The organism is Phycisphaeraceae bacterium (genome assembly GCA_015709595.1).
In the GTDB taxonomy this organism is placed as follows: domain Bacteria; phylum Planctomycetota; class Phycisphaerae; order Phycisphaerales; family SM1A02; genus CAADGA01.
The window spans coordinates 2,623,380-2,642,019 of sequence record CP054178.1 but is presented as its reverse complement, the minus strand read 5'-3'; the positions used below and the strand labels follow the sequence as shown (position 1 = coordinate 2,642,019).

21 protein-coding genes are annotated in these 18,640 nt (G+C 65.7%); 9 read left to right on the top strand and 12 right to left on the bottom strand.

The genetic code is table 11. From position 1 onward, the window contains the following. Window positions 1–31: 31 nt before the first annotated feature. Window positions 32–508: an LEA type 2 family protein gene (locus HRU76_11210; protein ID QOJ18123.1), complete on the bottom strand. Its 477-nt coding sequence runs from the start codon at window positions 506–508 to the stop codon at window positions 32–34. A gap of 73 nt (window positions 509–581) precedes the next feature. Beyond that, on the bottom strand, window positions 582–1,400 hold the full coding sequence (locus HRU76_11205; GenBank protein QOJ18122.1) for a hypothetical protein: 819 nt from the start codon (window positions 1,398–1,400) through the stop codon (window positions 582–584). A 253-nt stretch (window positions 1,401–1,653) separates the two neighbouring features. On the opposite strand from HRU76_11205, the gene HRU76_11200 reads away from it, so the two are divergent. Both HRU76_11200 and HRU76_11195 read left to right on the top strand, forming a co-directional pair. Further along, window positions 1,654–1,947, top strand: coding sequence for a hypothetical protein (locus tag HRU76_11200; protein ID QOJ16075.1), 294 nt, complete (start codon window positions 1,654–1,656; stop codon window positions 1,945–1,947). Window positions 1,948–1,982: 35 nt separating this feature from the next. Next, window positions 1,983–2,678 (top strand): peptidyl-prolyl cis-trans isomerase, encoded by a 696-nt coding sequence (locus HRU76_11195; GenBank protein QOJ18121.1) that lies wholly within the window; start codon window positions 1,983–1,985, stop codon window positions 2,676–2,678. A gap of 21 nt (window positions 2,679–2,699) precedes the next feature. On the opposite strand, the gene HRU76_11190 is transcribed toward HRU76_11195, so the two are convergent. Next, window positions 2,700–3,068 carry a 6-carboxytetrahydropterin synthase gene (locus HRU76_11190; protein QOJ18120.1) on the bottom strand — a complete coding sequence of 123 codons (369 nt, stop codon included), beginning with the start codon at window positions 3,066–3,068 and terminating at the stop codon, window positions 2,700–2,702. A 26-nt stretch (window positions 3,069–3,094) separates the two neighbouring features. Further along, on the bottom strand, window positions 3,095–4,351 hold the full coding sequence (locus HRU76_11185; GenBank protein QOJ18119.1) for an acyl-CoA/acyl-ACP dehydrogenase: 1,257 nt from the start codon (window positions 4,349–4,351) through the stop codon (window positions 3,095–3,097). Window positions 4,352–4,497: 146 nt separating this feature from the next. On the opposite strand from HRU76_11185, the gene guaA reads away from it, so the two are divergent. Together guaA and HRU76_11175 are read left to right on the top strand one after the other, a co-directional pair. Next, window positions 4,498–6,063, top strand: a complete 1,566-nt coding sequence (gene guaA, locus HRU76_11180; GenBank protein QOJ18118.1) for a glutamine-hydrolyzing GMP synthase — start codon at window positions 4,498–4,500, stop codon at window positions 6,061–6,063. Between the two features lie 46 nt (window positions 6,064–6,109). Then, entirely contained in the window at window positions 6,110–6,688 is a 579-nt protein-coding gene (locus tag HRU76_11175; GenBank protein ID QOJ18117.1) for a hypothetical protein, read from the top strand. A 41-nt stretch (window positions 6,689–6,729) separates the two neighbouring features. Here the strand turns inward: HRU76_11175 and queF are convergent, their stop codons facing one another. Both queF and selD read right to left on the bottom strand, forming a co-directional pair. Continuing rightward, window positions 6,730–7,098 carry an NADPH-dependent 7-cyano-7-deazaguanine reductase QueF gene (gene queF / locus HRU76_11170; protein ID QOJ18116.1) on the bottom strand — a complete coding sequence of 123 codons (369 nt, stop codon included), beginning with the start codon at window positions 7,096–7,098 and terminating at the stop codon, window positions 6,730–6,732. A gap of 114 nt (window positions 7,099–7,212) precedes the next feature. Further along, window positions 7,213–8,172 carry a selenide, water dikinase SelD gene (selD, locus tag HRU76_11165; protein ID QOJ18115.1) on the bottom strand — a complete coding sequence of 320 codons (960 nt, stop codon included), beginning with the start codon at window positions 8,170–8,172 and terminating at the stop codon, window positions 7,213–7,215. A 360-nt stretch (window positions 8,173–8,532) separates the two neighbouring features. On the opposite strand from selD, the gene HRU76_11160 reads away from it, so the two are divergent. The 5 genes from HRU76_11160 to HRU76_11140 all read left to right on the top strand — a co-directional run bounded on the left by HRU76_11160 (window position 8,533) and on the right by HRU76_11140 (window position 13,331). Beyond that, complete coding sequence (locus HRU76_11160; GenBank protein QOJ18114.1) at window positions 8,533–8,847, top strand: VCBS repeat-containing protein; 315 nt, start codon at window positions 8,533–8,535, stop codon at window positions 8,845–8,847. A 24-nt stretch (window positions 8,848–8,871) separates the two neighbouring features. Further along, entirely contained in the window at window positions 8,872–9,732 is an 861-nt protein-coding gene (locus tag HRU76_11155) for a VCBS repeat-containing protein (GenBank protein ID QOJ18113.1), read from the top strand. Between the two features lie 294 nt (window positions 9,733–10,026). Next, entirely contained in the window at window positions 10,027–11,082 is a 1,056-nt protein-coding gene (locus tag HRU76_11150) for a PilZ domain-containing protein (protein ID QOJ18112.1), read from the top strand. A gap of 33 nt (window positions 11,083–11,115) precedes the next feature. Continuing rightward, window positions 11,116–11,586, top strand: a complete 471-nt coding sequence (locus HRU76_11145) for a hypothetical protein (protein QOJ18111.1) — start codon at window positions 11,116–11,118, stop codon at window positions 11,584–11,586. Between the two features lie 128 nt (window positions 11,587–11,714). Next, on the top strand, window positions 11,715–13,331 hold the full coding sequence (locus HRU76_11140; GenBank protein QOJ18110.1) for a HAMP domain-containing histidine kinase: 1,617 nt from the start codon (window positions 11,715–11,717) through the stop codon (window positions 13,329–13,331). Here the strand turns inward: HRU76_11140 and trmB are convergent. From trmB to HRU76_11110, 6 genes are all read right to left on the bottom strand, one after another. Next, entirely contained in the window at window positions 13,309–13,989 is a 681-nt protein-coding gene (trmB, locus tag HRU76_11135) for a tRNA (guanosine(46)-N7)-methyltransferase TrmB (GenBank protein ID QOJ18109.1), read from the bottom strand. The two genes, HRU76_11140 and trmB, sit on opposite strands and share 23 nt — an antisense overlap. Before the next feature lie 43 nt (window positions 13,990–14,032). After that, complete coding sequence (locus HRU76_11130) at window positions 14,033–16,006, bottom strand: alpha/beta hydrolase (GenBank protein ID QOJ18108.1); 1,974 nt, start codon at window positions 16,004–16,006, stop codon at window positions 14,033–14,035. A 63-nt stretch (window positions 16,007–16,069) separates the two neighbouring features. Beyond that, on the bottom strand, window positions 16,070–16,447 hold the full coding sequence (locus tag HRU76_11125) for an aspartate 1-decarboxylase (GenBank protein ID QOJ18107.1): 378 nt from the start codon (window positions 16,445–16,447) through the stop codon (window positions 16,070–16,072). A 206-nt stretch (window positions 16,448–16,653) separates the two neighbouring features. Next, the gene (gene rsfS, locus HRU76_11120) at window positions 16,654–17,094 is read right to left on the bottom strand and encodes a ribosome silencing factor (GenBank protein QOJ18106.1); all 441 of its coding nucleotides are present in this window, start codon (window positions 17,092–17,094) and stop codon (window positions 16,654–16,656) included. Window positions 17,095–17,116: 22 nt separating this feature from the next. Continuing rightward, window positions 17,117–17,233 (bottom strand): hypothetical protein, encoded by a 117-nt coding sequence (locus HRU76_11115; protein QOJ18105.1) that lies wholly within the window; start codon window positions 17,231–17,233, stop codon window positions 17,117–17,119. Window positions 17,234–17,334: 101 nt separating this feature from the next. Then, the gene (locus tag HRU76_11110; protein QOJ19173.1) at window positions 17,335–18,351 is read right to left on the bottom strand and encodes a serine protease; all 1,017 of its coding nucleotides are present in this window, start codon (window positions 18,349–18,351) and stop codon (window positions 17,335–17,337) included. Window positions 18,352–18,640 lie beyond the last annotated feature (289 nt).

Here is an 18,640-nt window from a genome sequence, read left to right as displayed (position 1 = left end):
GGATGCGGCCTGATCCATTGGCGCGCCGGTTTCACCGGGATGTGAGTCGCCCTGACGCGCCGAATCCGATCGATGGGCGGCGTAGTCCGCGTTCGAAGAGGGCTTCCGCCAGGGCATCGTTGGTCAGGTACCACAGCTTGCCGCCCAGCGCATAGGTCATTGATTCCGGGATCGCCCCCTCGCCGCCGATCTGGTCGTATCGCACCACGGCGGGAAGCAGCAGCGTCGTGCTGCCGTTGGCGGCCAGCGTGCTCTCGGCGCTGCGTCGCCCGTCATACATCCGCGAACCGTTCACCGACACGTCGTAGGCGATCTCCCAGAGCTGCAGCGGCTCGCTGTTGGGGTTGGAAAGCTCCACGGCGAACTGCAGCACGAACCCTTCGTCCGTCTGTCCCCCCACGGAGACGCCCTGCAGCGTCACCTGGGGCGAGCGAACCGTCGAGCAGCCCGCGGCGAACAGCAGGAACGCAATCAACGCACAGGAACGGATCGAATCGCCAGCCAGCATGAGGAAGTCCTGCAAACGGGTGCGTTCAGGCAGACAACGGCGCGGCGACGAATCGCGCCGTAAGAACCGGACATCAGGGCAGACGCTGATCCTTGAAGCTGATTTCCACCGGCGTCGTCTCGACGTGCTGGCGCAGCTTGATCCGCATCGTCGCGGGCTCGTTGGGGTCCACGGAGTCGTCCAGGAAGTAGACGATGGTGCGATCGTCCGACATGCTGCCGCTGCTGGAGATGGCGTTGCCCTCCACCCCCACATCGAAGGACTCGATGAAGCGCGCGGCCCTGGCGGGACTCAGCTCCACGCCGTAGTCGTCGCCGAACGACTTTTTGAGACGCACACGCGCGGGCAGACCGCCAAAGTCCGCCGGATCGAGGTTGGTCCAGGCGGTCTTCAGGTCCACCGACAGGTCGCGCAGGCCCGCGTAGGTGGTGGCCTGCACGACGGCGGACACGCTGAACGACTCGGCGGCGCGGGACGGCACGGCCAGGTGCATCGTCACCTCGTGGTCGTACGACTCCTTGTCGAAGTTGAACGACTGGGACACCTCGATGTACTCACGCTTCCCGCCGAAACCCGGCTCGATGTCGGTCAGATCACGTCCGCTTGAATCCACGGCCTCGATCTTCTCCGGCTGGTCGATGTCAATCAGGGTTCGGCCCTGCGGAACCTGAAGATCGAGCATCAGGCGCAGACCCGGACGATCGCTGGAAAAGACGAAGCCGCCTTCTCGATCCGGCTTCACCAGCGTCAACTGCCGCACCTCGCGGATCTCGCGGAGCACCGCCTGGGCCTGGACGGCTTCGGCTCGCGATTGTTCCGGCGTGGTGGAGGCGAGAAGGCCGAGCAGAACCGTTCCGATCGAAGCAGACGCCGCGAGGGCAACGCATCGCATGGTGAACTCTCCCTGGAGATGGCGCCGGATTGTACCGCGGAACCGGAGCCAGCAGCCCGATCAAATTCCGCGCTCCGGCGCTTGAAACGCGCCCGGTTCGATCATATAAGGCACGCGCCACGGGCTGTCAGGCCGTCGTCGTCACCCTCACCACGCGGGTGCGACCTGGTCGAGCCGCGAGGCGTACGATCCGACCCACCACGCCGACTCACCACGCTGAATCCCCACGCCGACCCATTCACGGAGCCGACCCATGCTCGATCTCTTGAACCGTGAGTCCACGATGCTCGGCGGCATCCGCCTCGATGCCGCCCCCAGCGCCTGGTCCTTTCCGACCGCGCCGGCGCCGTCCCTCGACTGGGACGATGACGACGAGGACGAGGAGGATGAGGAGGAGTTCTTCGACGATGAGGAAGAGTTCGAGGACGACGAAGAGTTCGATGAGGAGGACGAGGACTTCATCGACGACGAGGATGATCTGGAGGACGACGAGGAGTTCGAGGACGAAGACGAACTTGACGCCGCTCCCGTGACGCTCCTCAACTGACCCCGTGACAGCCGTCGCGGACTGGAAATCGCACCATGCACCGTCCACTGATCACTCTGGTCGGGCTTCTGCTCGTGGTCGCCTTTTCGGGTGGGCTGACGAACCCCCGCGCGCAGGATCCGACCGCCAAGACCGATGCACCCTCGTTCCCGGAGTCGCCCTTGGAATACGTCCTCATCACCACGTCCAAGGGCGAGATCGTCCTGGAGCTGAACCGTGAGAAGGCCCCGATCACGGTGAAGAACTTCCTGAGCTACGTAGGCAAGAAGCACTACGACGGCACCATCTTCCACCGGGTCATCCAGGAGTTCATGATCCAGGGCGGCGGCTTCACCGTGGATCTTGTGCAGAAGCCCACTGATCCTCCGATCAAGCTCGAAAGCGGCAACGGGCTGACCAATGACCGCGGCACCGTGGCCATGGCCCGCACCAACGTGCCCGACTCCGCCACCAGCCAGTTCTTCATCAACGTGGTGGACAACGGCTTTCTCAACAAGGCCGAGGCGCGTGACGGGCATGGCTACACCGTGTTCGGCAAGGTGATCGCCGGCATGAACGTCGTGGACGCCATCCGCGCCGTCAAGTGCTACGACATGATCCAGTTCGAGCGTCAGCAGCACGGCAACGTGCCCATCACGCCCGTGATCATGGAGAAGGTGCGCCAGATCACCAAGGAAGAAGCCGAGAAGAAGGTCGCCGCCGAGAAATCCGCCGGAAACGCGGGTCAGTGAGGCGATTCAACCGCACCCCTGTCAGGGTCGGTAGGTAGCCACGCAGCCGGGGGCTTCGGTCACGCTGACGGAAACCAGCGCGACGCCCTTGGGGAGCTGGCGAGCCATCTCGACGCCCACGTGCTCGGCCAGACGCTCCGCCGTGGGATTGAGCCGATCGAACGGCGGCGCCTCGTTGAGATTGGCGTTGCGGAACGGCGCCACGATCGCGTCGAGCAATCGTTCGAGTTCGTGAAAGTCCACGAGAAGGCCGTCCGCATCCAGGGCATGACCCGCCACGACGACGCGCACAACCCAGTTGTGCCCATGCAGCGTCTCGCGCTCACCCCGCATCACAATGGCGTGCGCGGCGGGAAACACCCGCTCGATGGCGATCTCGAACTGCGGCATGGGGTGAACCAGCGTTCAGCCGGGGGTCACTTGAACGCCTCGTACTCCTTCCCCAGAACCGAGGAAGCAATCTTCAGCTTCATGATCTCATCCGTACCCTCGTAGATGCGGCAGACGCGCACGTCCTGCAGGTGCCGCCCGGGGCGATAGAGTTCGCTCCAGCCGCGACCGCCGAACACCTGCACCGCCCGATCGGCGGCGTCCCACGCGGCGTTGGAAGCGTGGAACTTGGCCTGAGCCACCCGGATGTCGGCCTCGGCGTAGAGCGCCCTGTCGCCGGGATTCTCATCGGACCGTTGCTTGGCCAGCGCGGCCCGCTCGATCATCGCGTCAGAGGTGGCGCGGTGCATCTCGATCATTGCGATATGCTCCTGCACCAGCTGATGCCGGGCGATGGCCTTGCCGTGCTGCATCCGCTGCTTCGAGTAATTCACCGCCTCGATCAGGCAGTCCTCGATGGTTCCCAGGCAGCCCGCCGCCACGCTCAGCCGCCCCGAGACCAGCGTGTGCATGGCGATGCGGAACCCCTCGCCCTCCGGCCCCAGCAGGTTCTCGGCAGGCACGGGGTGATCGGACATCTGAAACATGCCGGTGTCGGCGGAAAACATGCCGAGTTTCGCGTGCAGCTGCTCGGCCTCGAAGGTGGACGCCCCTTGCGCTCGACCCGTGTCCACGATGAAGGCGCTCATGCGCCGGTCCTTGCCGGCCTTGTCCTCCGGGAAGGCGAAGATGATGACCGCGTCGGCGATGGAGCCGTTGGAGATAAGGTACTTCACGCCGTTGAGCAGATAGCGGTCGCCTTCGCGTCGATAGGTCGTGGTTCCCTCCAGCGGGTTGGAGCCCGCATCCGGTTCGGTGAGCCCGAAAGCCAGGATGCACTCACCCGTGCAGGATTTCGGCAGGTACTTCCGCTTCTGCTGCTCGTTGCCGTAGCGGATGATGGGGTACTGCCCGATCGAGCACTGGCCGGAAAAGAACGTGCGCGGACCGGAGCCCTCGCGATTGATGCGGGCCAGGCAGCGGGCGTAGGTGAGGGAATCGGCCCCGCGGCCGCCGAACTCGCGCGGCACGATCATGCCGAGGATGTCGTGCTTCTTCGCCAGCGAGGCGATGGCGTCATTGTGCCGGTGCTCGAGGTAGCAGAGATCCTCGATGGGGCGGAGTTCCTGGCAGTAGTGCTCGACATCGGTCAGCAGCTTCTCACGGTCGGCAGGCGTGAACGCCCCGGCCTTGTGAGCGGCGTCCGGACGGGAGGCGGTTGACGACATGGTGGTGGCAGTCATGGGTGGGATCATAGGGGCGGCCTGGCGAGTCGCCCCGAAACAATCGTGGCCAGAAACGGTCGTTGCAGGGGGTGCGGGGCTTCGCCGGCATGGTCCGATGGCTTCGATCGGACTATTGTCCCGGTTTCACCGACCGGAACCCAGCCATGGCGCAGGCGAATCGTCCTCCGCACGACGAAGTAATCCCCATTCTCGACTTCGGGGCGCAGTACGCCCAGTTGATCGCCCGCCGCGTGCGTGAAGCCGGGGCGTACAGCATGCTCGTGCGCCCGGATATCTCCGTCGCCGAACTTCGCGCCCTGAACCCGAAGGGCATCATCCTGTCCGGCGGGCCCGCCAGCGTGCATGAGGAAGGCGCGCCCACCTGCGACCCGGGCCTCTTCGAACTGGGGGCGCCGGTGCTGGGCATCTGCTATGGCATGCAGCTGGCCTGTCAGGCGCTGGGGTGCCGCGTCGCCCCGGCGAAGGAGCGCGAGTTCGGCCACGCCCGGCTGGAGATCCTGGATGCCGGTGACCTGTTCAAGGGCATCCCGAGCCGCACGGCCGTGTGGATGAGCCACGGCGACCAGGTGCTGAATCTCACCGATCACTTCGATCTGCTCGCATCCACGCCCACGTGTCCGTACGCCGCGGTCCGTCACAAACGGCTTCCGGTCTACGGCGTGCAGTTCCACCCCGAGGTGACGCACACGCCGCACGGCGTGGACATCTTCCGCAACTTCCTCTACGAGATCTGCAGGTGCCGCGGCACGTGGCGCATGGCTGACTTCCTGAAGACTGAATGTCAGCGCGTGCGCGAGATCGTGGGAAAGGACCGCGTCATCTGCGGGCTGTCGGGGGGGGTGGACTCGTCTGTCGTGGCCGCCCTGCTGCACCAGGCGATCGGCGATCAACTGACGTGCATCTTCGTCGATAACGGGCTGCTGCGCAAGAAGGAACGAGAACTGGTCGAGGCGACGTTCCGCGATCACTTCGACATCGACCTGCGCGTGGTGGACGCCTCCGACCAGTTCCTCTCCGACCTGGCGGGCGTCACCGATCCGCAGGACAAGCGGCGGCGCATCGGCCACCGCTTCATCGACGTGTTCAAGCAGGCGGCCAAGGGTGTCCAGGGACACGTCCGCTTCCTCGCCCAAGGCACGCTCTACCCGGATGTGATCGAGTCAGGCCACGGCCACGCCGGCATTTCCGCCAACATCAAGCTCCACCACAACGTGGGGGGGCTGCCGGAGGATCTTGGCTTCGAGTTGATCGAGCCGCTGCGCGACCTGTTCAAGGACGAGGTGCGCCAGCTCGGCGAGGTGCTGGGACTGCCCGCCCAGATCGTGTGGCGCCACCCCTTCCCCGGTCCGGGACTGGCCGTGCGCGTGCTGGGCGAAGTCACGCGAACCCGGCTCGACATTCTGCGCGACTGCGATGAGATTCTGCTCGAGGAAATCGTGGCCAACAACCTCTACCGCTCGACCGATCAGGTCTTCGCGGTGCTGCTGCCCATTCAGTCCGTGGGTGTGATGGGCGACGGGCGGACGTATGACTCGGTGGTCGCCATTCGGGCCGTCACCACCCAGGACTTCATGACCGCCGACTGGGCGCGTCTCCCCTTCCAGGTGCTGGCGACCATCAGCAACCGCATCATCAACGAGGTGAAGGGGGTCAACCGGGTGGTGTATGACATCTCCTCAAAGCCGCCCGCGACGATCGAGTGGGAATAGGCCGCCGCGACGCGATCGCGTTCGCCCGATCCGGATAGCATTGTTCGTGCGTGACGAGGCGCCGATCATCCTGTCGCTATCACGATGCGTCCGCTGTGAATACGACCTGCGGGGACTGAACCGCCCTTCACGCTGCCCGGAATGCGGCGTGGAACTGTCGCCCGGCGTCTTCGACTTGCCCGTCAGACGACTCGGACAGGGTTTCATCCCATGGCTGGCGGTGTCGCAGTTCGGTCTGGCCTTGGGGCTGATCCTGCTCTTCCCCCGCCAGCCATGGCCGTGGATCGTCGCCTTCGTGATGCTGGTCGGCAACGTCGTGCTGCATGTCGCAAGACGACAGCGGATGTCCCGCGGGCTGGGTATTCCGCGCGTCGTGATCGACGACAATCGCGTGACCATGCTGCGAGGCGTGGGCGTGCGGGGCAGCTGGCCGCTGCGCATGTTCACGCACGTGGATCTGATCCGTCGGGGCCGCCGCGCCGACCTGTGGTTCCACGATCAACTCGGGCTGGCGATGGTGGTGCGGCTGTCGTGCAGCCACGCCGTGGCGGAGCAGGTTCACGCCAGAACGTCGAAGTTCATCGACAACGCCCGGGCGTGGGCGGAGGTCGGCGTGCGAGCATGATCTCCGGCGCCCGGCGCGGAGACTGTTCGCGTGACGACGAATCAGCCGCGCGACCACGCCGTCGGCACCTCGCCGAACGTCGCCATGATGCGCGAGTGAATCCCGCCGCGACCCTTCCACTCGGTGATGACCTGCATCCAGCGCGGCCGCATGGCGGCGGCCAGGTCATCGCGGATGCGGTTGGTCACCGCCTCGTAGAAGATGCCCTCGTTGCGGAAGCTCTGGTAGTAGAGCTTCAATGACTTGAGCTCCACGCACGTCTCACCCGGCACGTAACGCAGCGTGATGCGCCCGAAGTCCGGATGGCCCGTCACGGGGCAGAGCGACGTGAACTCCTCCGACACGTGTTCGATGACGAAGGACGACGCGGTGGGAGACGGGAAGGTTTCGAGGAGGGAAGGGTTGGGCATGGGAAGAAGGAGTGCTGGGCGCTGAGCTCTGAGTTCCGAGTTCCGAGTTCCGAGCAGTATGGGCCGATTCTTCCAGGCCCACCCGAAGAATCCACGCGCGTTCCGATCTCCGGGCTAGCGGGCAATCAAATCCACGCCCGCCTGTTCAAGCACCCGGCCCACGATCGTCGTCGCCGTTGCTCCCGCGGCGCGGCAGCGACGAACGTACTCCTCGCCGCGAGCGGGGTCGATTGACACCAGCAGCCCGCCGGAGGTCTGGGGGTCGAACAGGTAGGCGGTTCGCAGATCATCCGGCGTGCCAACCCATCGGATGCGGCCTTCGAGGAAGCCGCGCGTGGCCTTGTTGGCCCGGGTGAAGTTGAGAGGCGCTGCCAACTCCTCGCTGCCCGTCAGCAGGGGAAGCGATGCGAGGTCGATCTCGATCGTCACGCCGCTCGCGTTGGCGACTTCGCAGGCATGTCCGGACAGCCCGTAACCGGTGATGTCCGTGGCGGCGTGGGCGCCCAGCTCCACGGCCAGTCGCGAGGCGGCGTCGTTGAGCGTGACCATGCTTGCCACCGCCGCCTCAAGCGTGACCGCGGGGCAGCGGTCGGCCTTGTTGGCGGTGGTGACGAATCCCGTGCCCAGCGCCTTGGTCAGCACAACGACATCGCCCGGCCTGGCCTTGGCGTTGGTCAACATGCGGGCGGGGTCCACCACGCCCGTGACCGACAGCCCGTACTTGATTTCGTTGTCGCGGACGGAGTGCCCCCCCACCGTCACCGCCCCCGCCGCGTGGACGCGCTCCGCCCCGCCCCGCAGGATGTCGGAGAGGATCTCCATGGGCAGTTCCTGGTCGGGAAAGCCCACGATGTTCATCGCCGTCACCGGACGTCCTCCCATTGCGTACACGTCGCTGAGCGAGTTGGCGGCGGCGATTCGGCCGTAGGTGTACGGGTCATCCACGATGGGCGGGAAGAAATCCACGGTCTGCACGATGGCCAGTCCGTCGGCGAGGCGATAGACGCCCGCGTCGGAGAAATGTTCGGGTCCGACAAGCAGGTTGGGGTCGCTGGACAGGGGAAGGTGTTGCACAACCTGTGCAACCGCCGAGGCGGAGAGTTTCCCCGCTCAACCCGCGCAGCTGGCGTAGTTCAGGAGGCGTTTTTTACGGGATTCGTTCATTTTTCTCGCAGTTGGTGGAGAAGCGGCTTGCACCTTGCCGACCGCTTGTGGTAGGATATGCTTCTGTCGTCGGTGGACGGGCCCTACCGACCGAGGAGTTCGACATGAGCCCGAGGGTACCACGATTGTCCCTGGCGCGCTGCCTTTGGCGGCGCTGCACCGGCCCCGAACGGCGGCCTGCGACACCTCAGGGAAATCACAAATCGTGATGCCGCTCGGGACGAACCGGGCGTCGCTTCGTTTCATGCAGGTCGATCAGGAGAACTGGACATGCGGAAACAACTGATGATGCTCGCGAGCACTTCGGCGCTCGCCGCCGCCGGCCTCGCGTCGGCGTCGGATATTCGTCTCGAGGCCCCCATCCGGCTCGAGGCGGACGGCAAGCCGATCAACGTGGATATCGGGCACGCCGCACCGTTCCTGTGCGACTTCGACGGGGATGGCGTCACCGACCTGCTCGTCGGACAGTTCGGCCAGGGCCGACTGCGGATCTACCGGAACCACGGCAGCAACGAGAAGCCCGAGTTCCGCGACTTCGAGTATTTCAAGACGGAGCACGACTTCGGGGTTGTGCCGTCGGGCTGATGCGTCGGCTTCGGTCCACAGGTTGTGGACCTCGATGGCGACGGCTACCGCGACATCATCTCCGGCTCCTGGCCGGGCGAAATCTACATCTTCCGGGGCGACGCTGAAGGGGCCTTCGCCAAAGCGGAGCAGTTGACCGACGCCAGTGGCAAGAAGATCAACGTCGGCTCCGCCAGCGTGGTGTGGGCCTGCGACTGGGATGAGGACGGGGACTTGGACCTGCTGATCGGCAACATCGAGGGACACGTCCACCTGGTGCCCAACGAGGGCACGCGCACGTCCTATCGCTTCGGCGAACCGGCGGCCCTGTCGGCTGGCGGCAAACGCGTCGAGGTCGGGCATGGCGACGCGGGGCCGACCGTCGCCGACTGGGATGGTGACGGAAAGCACGACCTGATCGTCGGCGCCGGCGACGGCAGCATCACCTGGTACCGCAACACCGGCCAGAAAGGCGCTCCGTCGCTGGAGGCGGGCCAGGCGCTCGTGCCCCCCGTGATGACCAGCGGCTTCACGGTTTCATCCGACAAGCCCTGGGGCATGCGGATGAAGGTGAACGTCGCGGACTACAATGGCGATGGTCTGCTCGACCTCATTGCCGGCGACTTCAACTCCCGGCCGGTGGACGCCAAGCCGGAGACTGACGAAGTCCGCGCCAGGCGCGAGCAGGCGGAAAAGAACTACGCCGAGGTGATGGCCCGGTACCAGTCCTTCATCGAATCGCTGGGCGACAACCCGGCGGCCAAGTTGAAGGAACGCGAACAGGAGTATCAGGTCATTCTCTCGGCCTTGCGTTCAGCGGCGGAGGAAATGCAGAAGCATCAGCCCCAGCAGTACCAGACCAACGGGTACGTCTGGGTCTTCCTGCGGGGGAAATCGACCCCCTGATGACCAAGCCCCCTGAGCCCCGGCCAATGGCCGGGGAGTTCTCCCTCGAAAGCCCCGGCTCCGGCCGGGGCTTTCTTTTCGACGTCGCCGGATGCTGACACCCTGTCACGGACGTTGGCAATCCCCGGTCGCCGCCTCACGGGACACTGCATCGGTTCCCGGACTTCCTGTCATGCGCGGATCAGCCCGTCCGACCGACATGGTCGCCGACGCAGTCAGATCGTTGAACCGGAGCCCCCGCCAGCGACTGTCGATTCAACTCATTCCGGCGGACACCTTTCCAGGACGCCCCCCATGAACCACGAAGAGTCCACGCTCCCGCCCGCAACCGACCTGTTGCACGCCTTCATGGGCAATCGACTGGCATGGGTCATGCTGTACGTGGCCGGCGGCATCGGCGTCGTGACGCTGGGGGTCGGACCCGAGGCCATTCTGATCGGACTGCACGCCTTCGTCATCGTGGCGGCGATCGGAGTTTTCCGCTTTCGGGAACAGTGGCTGGTGGCTCGCTGTCAGGAATCCGAAGATCGACTGCGCGACGCACGATCGATGCTCGTCGAAACCGGCGATCGAGCCATGACCGTCGGCGCCAGGAAATGGTTGGAGGAATCGCTCAGAACGGCCAGCGAACAGCGCGCCCTGGCCGAGGCGCAGCGCGACCAGGCCATCCACCTGGCGTCCGAGATCGCCGAGGCGGCGTTGACCTGGGCGGATGAAGGCGCCGACCATGACCAACTCAGACAGTGGCGCGACGGCATCGACGCGATGCGCCGCCAGATCGCCAGGCCCCGCGACGCGGAGCCGCAAGGCGCCTCGGTTGCCGCAATCGACAAGGCGACCGGCCAGCCCGACGACGGCCGGACAACGCGCGAGAACCCCATTCCCGTGTCATCCGAAGCGGCGGACGACGACTCCTCGCGTCACATCACGCCCACGGTCTTCGGCTTCCCCCACGTCGCGCCCGTGGTGAGTCGCCCTCTGTATCCGCAGCCGCTCTTCATCACCCCGGCGGACATCCCTGAACGGGTCGATGACCAGCGTCGCACTCGTCGGCTGGCGCAGGAGATGCTGGAGTGCAACCTGGGTGAAGTGATGGACCTGTCGCTGGGCGGCATGCGCGTCCGAACCACCGGCCACCACGCGCCGACCGAGGGCGCCGAGGTGGACGTGCGCTTCGACGCCGCCGAACCGCCCCTGTCGCTTCGCGGTGCGGTGGTTCGAAGCACCAAGCTCGGACCACGACGCATCGAACTGGGCGTACGGTTCGTCAACATCACGCCCGACGTGCAGCGGCAGCTCACGCGCCTGTCAATGGCGCACCGCAAGCGACTGACGTTCGCGGCCGCGTAATCGGCTCAGGGCCGGCCATTCCTACCATGCGGCATGATTGAACGACGGCCCGCGACCACGCGCTCGAAGCGACCGGACGACCAGCCCCTGCTCGAAGCGCTGGGCCTGCCGCGATGGGCCTGCGCCGGACCGGCCACGATCCTGGAGCGTGCGGGCGTGGTCATCGGCGCGGCGGTGTTCGACCTCGCCGGTGCTCCCACGGAGCCGGGCGTTCCCCTGCTCGTCGCCGCCTGGTCGCGCGCCGCCGGGGCCGACGAACGGCTCGCCCTGCTGCGGGTCATGCTCGACCAGGCGCGCGCGAACAGATGGGGCCGCGTTCTGATCGGCGCCGACCCCATGGATCACAATGGATTGACGCTGCTGGAGCAGTCCGGGTTTCGTCCCACGGGACGGGGCCCCTACGTCACGCTCGGCGGCGGAGTCGTGCAGTACGTCACCGGGTACCAGGACGCCAGCGGCTCAACGCTCGATCTCGAGGCATTCCCGGGCCGGTCGCCCGGATGAGGCCGCCGTTCATCCGCCCCGGAGACGACGACGCGGCAATCAGCTCCGCGTTGAACCGGTCACGTCGGACGCGCGCCCGTCGCCGCGATCATGCGGAAAGCGGGGCGATCCGGGTACGATGATCCCGCATGGCCGCCGGCATCTCACTCGCCAACAAGTCGCAACTGCTCTTCGGGTTCGCGGTGGTTGCGATCCTGGGCGTGGCGCTGAGCGTGCCGTGGTTCTACACCGCCAAGATGGTGGAGGACGACCAGCAGGAGATCATGCGTCACCTGGCGGACGCCTGGCTGCGCGGCCAGATTCACCTGGGCCGCGTGGAGCAGCCGGGCGCTCCGCCCCCCCGGTACAGCGTGGAGTTTGATGAGCCGGTGCGCATGACCTTCGTCGCGGTGGAGGCGGTTGATGAGTCTCCCGCTGGCGAGGAGTCGTTCTCGCAGCGAGCGCTGGCGCGCTTCCGGCAGGATGACACGCGCACCGAATACATGACGGCGACGCGGCTGGCCAACCGCGACGTGTATCACTACGCCAGGGCCATCCGCGAGTCGGACATGCGCCGGCTGCGCGACCGCACCTTCGCCGAGTTCGAACCAGGGGCGGCGGACGACGCCGTCGCCAACCGACTGCGGGCCATGCTCATCATCGACCGGCGCAGCGACTTTGCGGGCGGGCAACTGCTGGTGATGCGCATCTACATCATCACGGCGTGGCTGGCGGCGGGGCTGCTCGCCATTCTGCTGTTCTACTTCATCCTCACCAAGCTCATCCTCTCGCCGGTGCGCAAGCTGCGGGCCAGCGCGGAGAAGGTCGAGGCGGGCGACACCTCGATCCGCGCCGACATCCGCACCGGAGACGAGTTCGAGCAGCTCGCCAAGGCCTTCAACGGCATGCTGGAGCGTCTGGCCGAGGGCCAGCAGCAGCTCCGCAGCATCAACGAGACGCTCGATCTTCGCCTGAGCGAACTGGCGGAGGCCAACTTCGCTCTGTACGAGTCGAACCGGCTCAAGGGCGAGTTTCTCGCCAGCGTGAGCCACGAGCTGCGCACGCCGCTCAACTCGATCATCGGCTTCTCCGAACTGCTCGATGAGCTGGCCAGAAACGACCCGCAGGCCGACCCCAAGAGACGGCGATACATCACCAACATTCTCAACTCGGCCCGCGCCCTGCTGGAGATGATCAACGACCTGCTCGAGATGGCCAAGATCGAGGCGGGACGCGTCGAGCTCAACATCGCCCCCGCCAGCGTGACCGATCTGGTGGAGGGACTGCAGACGCTGATGCGTCCGCAGGCGCAGCGACGCAACATCATGCTCGAAACCCGCTGCGCCCCCAACCTGCCCGCCATCGAAACCGACGCCGGCAAACTTCAGCAGATCCTCTACAACTTCCTCTCCAACGCCATCAAGTTCAGCCCCGAGGGCGAGACCGTCATCATCGCGGCGGAACGCGTCACCCGAGCCGAGGGCGCGCCCGGCGTTCGGCTGAGCGTCATCGACCGCGGTCCGGGCATTCCCCGCGACATGCAGGACATCATCTTCGAGAAGTTCCGCCAGGTGGACGCCAGCCACACGCGCACCCACCAGGGAGTGGGGCTGGGGCTGGCCATCTGCCGCGAACTGGCGGAACTGCTCGGCGCCTCGCTGTCGCTCGTGTCCGAGCTCGGCCAGGGCAGCACGTTCTCGGTGGAAGTGCCGCTCGCGTACGAGCCGCCCAAGCCCAGGCCGCTCATGGAGCCGGTGAAGCCGTAGGGCCGTCGATCCGTCGCAGCGTCATGGCGTGAAAGGGTCGTCCCTCGCGCCGGTACTTGCGTTCGAAGTTGGTGCCGACGATTTCGCCTTCCCCCGCCGAGCCGGGCGGATCAAACGCCCGCCGCTCGAACAAGCGCGCGTTGCGCGAGGCGTGATCCTCGTACCATGCCCACAGATCGTCGTGATCGGTGACCAGCCGCACCTCGCCGCCCGGCTCGAGTACGCGGTGCAGGTCCACCAGCGTCCGGTCCTGCACCACGCGCCGCTTGTGATGCCGCGCCTTGGGCCACGGATCGGAGAAGTACAGGTGAATGACGCGCGCCACGCCGTCCGCGCACCAGTGACGGATGAATTCCGTGGCGTCGGCCCGCAGCAGACGCACGTTCTTCAGCCCGTGCCGCCGGACGCGGTCGGCGGCGTAGCGGTAGAACTCGCCCGCCCACTCGATGCCCAGCAGGTTGATGTGGGGCGTCACCCGCGCCTGCTGCAGCAGAAACGTACCCTTGCCCGAACCAATCTCGATTTCAAACGGGTGGTCCGGCGCCTCGAACCACGCACGCGGATCAATCCGCCCCCGCTCCGGCGGCGGCAACTCGGACTGATCCAGCCCCACGCCGTCCGTCACCAGCGTTCGACCGCGCGAGAGGCCGTAGCTCATCGTTGACTGCACTCCACCGCCGCGTCGCGCGGACCGACGCGGTTCAGCGCCCGGAGGTCTTCGACAGAATCCACGCCGCCACGTCGTCGAGAACGCTCTTCTCGATGGCGACGCGGCTGCGGGCGTATTCGTTGGTCAACCCGGTCGAGGCGCGCTGCAGCAGGTGATTCATGCGCTCGTAGATGGTGACGGTGATATCCCGGCCATCCTCCTGCGCCAGGGCCTGCAGCGGGGCGGCGTTGACGGACGGGGCGGACTCGATGTCCAGCGAGCCCCAGCACGCCAGCAGCGGGCAATTCAATGCCTTGAAGGTCTCGATGGGGTCGAACCGCGCCAGGTACGCCAGCCCGGGTCGGCGCATGTTCGACAGGATCAGCCGGGCGCCCTGCGCCGGATCGCGCATCTCCGGACTGCCCGCAGCCACGGCGATGTCCTTCTGCGCCTCGGCGAAGGCCAGGGCCAGTTCCTGCATGCGCTCCGGCGGGGCGTTGTCGATGAATCCGGCCAGCAGGGCCTTGTGCGCCTCAACCAGTCGCTCGCGCAGGGGGGCGTCCACCGTCTCGGGCAGGAAGCGCATCTGCTCGATCAGCTGGCTCAGTTCATAGGCGTCGCCGCGCACCCCGCGCGGGGCGAGCATCACCACGAAGGCCGGTTCCGCGGCCCTGGTTGCCGCCAGCGCCGCCACGTTGCCGCCCTCGTCGTGACCGAGGAAGCCGATTCTCGACGGATCAACCTGCTCCAGCGACCGCGCGAAGTTGTACGCCGCCAGCGCATCGGACGCGAAGTCCTCGATGGTCGCGTTATGGAAGCGCCCGCCCGATTTGCCGAAGCCGCGATCGTCGTAGCGGATGACCACGATGCCCTCGCGCGCCAGGGCATCGGCCACCACGTCGAACATCCGGTGGCCGTACAGCAGGTTGTCGCGCTGCTGCGGGCCGAAGGCGGTCAGCAGAATCGCCGCGGGGTACTTGACTCCAGGCGGACCGTCGGGCGTGGTGACCGACGCCGACAGGAAGTGCCCGTCCGGGTGGTCGATGATCGCCTCGTGCGAGTGGTAGGGCTTGATCTCCTCCGCGCCGGGCAGAGCGAACTCGGTCGGAACCGAGGGAACCGAATAATCCGGCTTGTACTTCAACTCGATGGGGATGTCCTGAAACGTGCGATACACACCCTTGAGCGTCGAACCGTCTTCGGTAACCCGCACTTCAAACGTGGAGGGCGCGCCGCCTCCCATGTGAATCGTCAGCAGGCCATCCTTTGACTCGATCCGATCAAAGGGCCACTCGGCGATCGCCTGCAGCGGAATGTCCACATGTCCCACCCAGTTGCCCTTGGGCGTGGTCGCCAGCACGATGTTCATGTCGAAGAAAATGCCCTCGTCGATCTCGATCTGCCCGCAGTAGGCCCGCGCGGTGTCGAGCATGAGCGGCAGCGGGGTGCGGGCCAGCTCGAACTCGCCGTCCATCACCCCCTGACCGGGAATGTCGCTGGGCACGACGGCCGTGCCCTTGAGACGCTGGCCGTCCTCGCTGATTGCGCCCGTGAAGCGGATGCGGCCGATTCGCTGCGGGTCGAGGTACGTCAACAGGGAGAACGAGACGACGCCGTCCTCGATCTTGAGATCATCCACGGGCCGATTGGGAAGGTTGCCGGGCGTGACGCTGCCCAGCACGACCAGATCGCCCGATTCATCGGTCCTGACGCGCAGAGCGATGGCCGGCACCCCCCTCGGCGTATGCAGATTGCCCAGCCAGTGGCCGACGATGGGGTGCTCGCGATCGAACTCGAAGGACTCGTCCAGGAAGACGACGCGCGGCTTGAGAAGCGACGCGGGGATGGGGTAGGGATCATCCGACGGCGTCTCGCCCTGCGCGGGTGGCGTGGGCGGCGCGGCACCCGCGGGCGGATCAGCCGGGTTCCACCAGCCCTGCGCCGGAAGAGCCGTACCCATCGCCAGCAGCGAGACGATCAGTGCGACCGAGCCGGTCATTCGGATCAACCACGTGGACGCCTGCATCCTGGGCATCATCATCTCCTTGCAACTCCACGAGAATCGTCCCCACCCCGCGTGGTCCGGACCTCAACCCTCCGCTGGGTCATACCGCAACACCCGCTCGATGGTGTTGTCCGGTCGGCAAATCGCCACTTTGGGCCGGTGCGCCCGCATTTCCTCCGGCGTCAGATGGCAGAAGGACATGATGAGCACGTGGTGGCCGATGCCAGTGCGATTGGCGGCGGCGCCGTTGACAATGATCTCCCGACGGCCGCGCTCACCTCGAAAGATGTACGTCTCGAATCGCTGGCCGTTGTCGCAGTCGGCCACGAGCACCTTCTCGTTGACCACCATGCCCGTCGCCTCCAACAGGTCGGGGTCGATGGTGATCGACCCCATGTAGTTGGGGTCGCAGGCCGTCACCACGGCGCGGTGAATCTTGGCGAAGAGCATCTCACGGAGCATGGGGTGATCCGACCTTGGCCATCACCGGTCGGCGACGCGACCGGGACCGGATCGGCCGGGCCCCAAGTGTAGGGCGCGCGGGCGGCGTGGTCAGCGCCTGCGGCGCCTCAAGTCATGTCCCGGCATGGATGCCGGGGTCACGCGGGGATCGCCAACGGAACCCCCTTTGACAACCCCACTCTGGCGGCTGCCCACGCCGGACGGTGCTAGACCCCGTCAGCGTTGGCCGCCAGGCCGATCTCACCATCGAACTGGTGGGTCTTCTTCTGATCGGCGCGGCGCCAGTCGATGACCTTGCCGCCGCTCCACAGCGACTCGAGGTCGTAGTAGAAGCGCGTGTTGGGCTCGAAGAGGTGCGTCACCACGTCCACGCAGTCGATGACCACCCACGTGTTCCCCGCGTCGGCGTCGCGTCGGAAGACGGTCATGCCCCGCTCGGCGCCCAGGTCCTCAAGTTCATCGGCGATTGACTTCATCTGCCGCTCGCTGGTGCCCGAGGCGATGAGGGTGTAGTCGCACACCTGCGACAGGCCTCGCACGTCGATCAGGCGGATGTCATCGCACTTGCGGTCGGCGAGCAGTTGCGCGGCTTCGATCGCGAAGGCGTGGACGGCGTCGGATTGGGTCTTGGCGCGGGTTCGGGGCATGGGCGTTTCCGGCGGGGCGATGCTAGACGGGTGGATCGCGGCGTTCCTTCCGTCGCAGTCGCCGACGGGCGCCGTGACGGACGTAGAGCACGACGACGCGATGCGGCTCAATCGTGTAGAGGATTCGGTAGTCACCCACGAGCCGGTGACGGACGGTGACTGTGGAGAGCCGTGCGGCTGTGCCAGAACGCGCGAGTCATTGCAACAACCGCCCGTCTCGCGCTGGCGCTCGCGTCGCGCTCATCGCTCGACAACCGGTGCCCGACTGGTTCTGGATTGTTCGATCGGAGCTTGTGCAGCCCTTGGAATCTCGTGTCCCTGCGCGGGAACACTCATCTGCACTTGCTTGATGAACGCTCGTCCCAGGTTGTTCTCGATGATCTTCACAGCCGTCGTTCCGCTAAACGTATGGGTTGTCGCGTGGAAGACCGAGAGAAAGAGATCCTGCGCCGTCTGATCCTGCTCAAGGTGCTGAATCTTCAGACCCTTCGCCTCCAGTTCGTCCCGAGAGAGATGGCGACTATGCACTCCATGGGTCGGGTGATCGGAGAGCCACTTTGAGATTTCTGTGGCCTTCCTATCCGCAGCCGCGTCCCCTCTGAACATGTACTTCCTCAACCAGCTCGCGACGAGGCCCTCTGACATCTGAATCACGTTGCTGCAGGTCGCCAGGAGGTCGGGACCGTACTGCGGCAACATCGGAAGATATGCTCCAATTCGCGTCGGATCCGAGCACTCCTTGATGGCCTGTTCAAACTGAATCAGAATCGCGTGAGCAGGAACCATCCTCGCACCAAGCGCCGTTTGAAGTATGATTTGTGGGTCAGTCGGCCCGAGGAACGAGTGCTTGCCCAATACAATCACGTCGGCTGCACACGCGATCATGGTTGCTGCGGACATCGCGAGATGAGGCACGACGACGCGAATGTCGTTGAACTTCGAGCGCAAATAGCACACCATCGCTTCTGCGGCCATTGGAGAGCCGCCGGGACTGTGGAGGATGATGTCGACGGCACCTCCCGACAACCCGTGAACGACCTCCATCAGGCCCTGCCCGTCCTCTTCGGTGATGCTCACAAGGTCCGGCGGAAGCGGCACGCCGTCCTGAGTGAAACGGGTCGCGTAGAGAATCACTGGCCGTCCGGTGTGCTCAGAAAGCCGCACCAAGTACTTTCGACGCACAACATCGAAAGGGGGAAGTCCATTCTCCCGCGTTGCAGAAATCAACTCGTTGAGTATCCCGCTCCACGTCGGCATCCGCAAGTTTACCCCGTTCAGCGGTTCGCGGTCGTTCCACCAGATACCCAAGTGATGATTCTCGGCGATGTTGCTCGGCGCAATTCAGAGACCTCGTGGTCGAACCGCTGCCAAACCTGCCAGACGCGAATCAAGTCGCACACGCCGGGGTGCTTCATCGCTTCGCGTAGCAGTGAGTCTGCTGATGCGTGGCGTGTGCCGTCCAGAATCGGTGTGGTGGCTTTGGACATGTCACTCCCTCCCGTGGGCACGTTCCTGACGACGTTCGTGATGATGCATCGGTGAAACT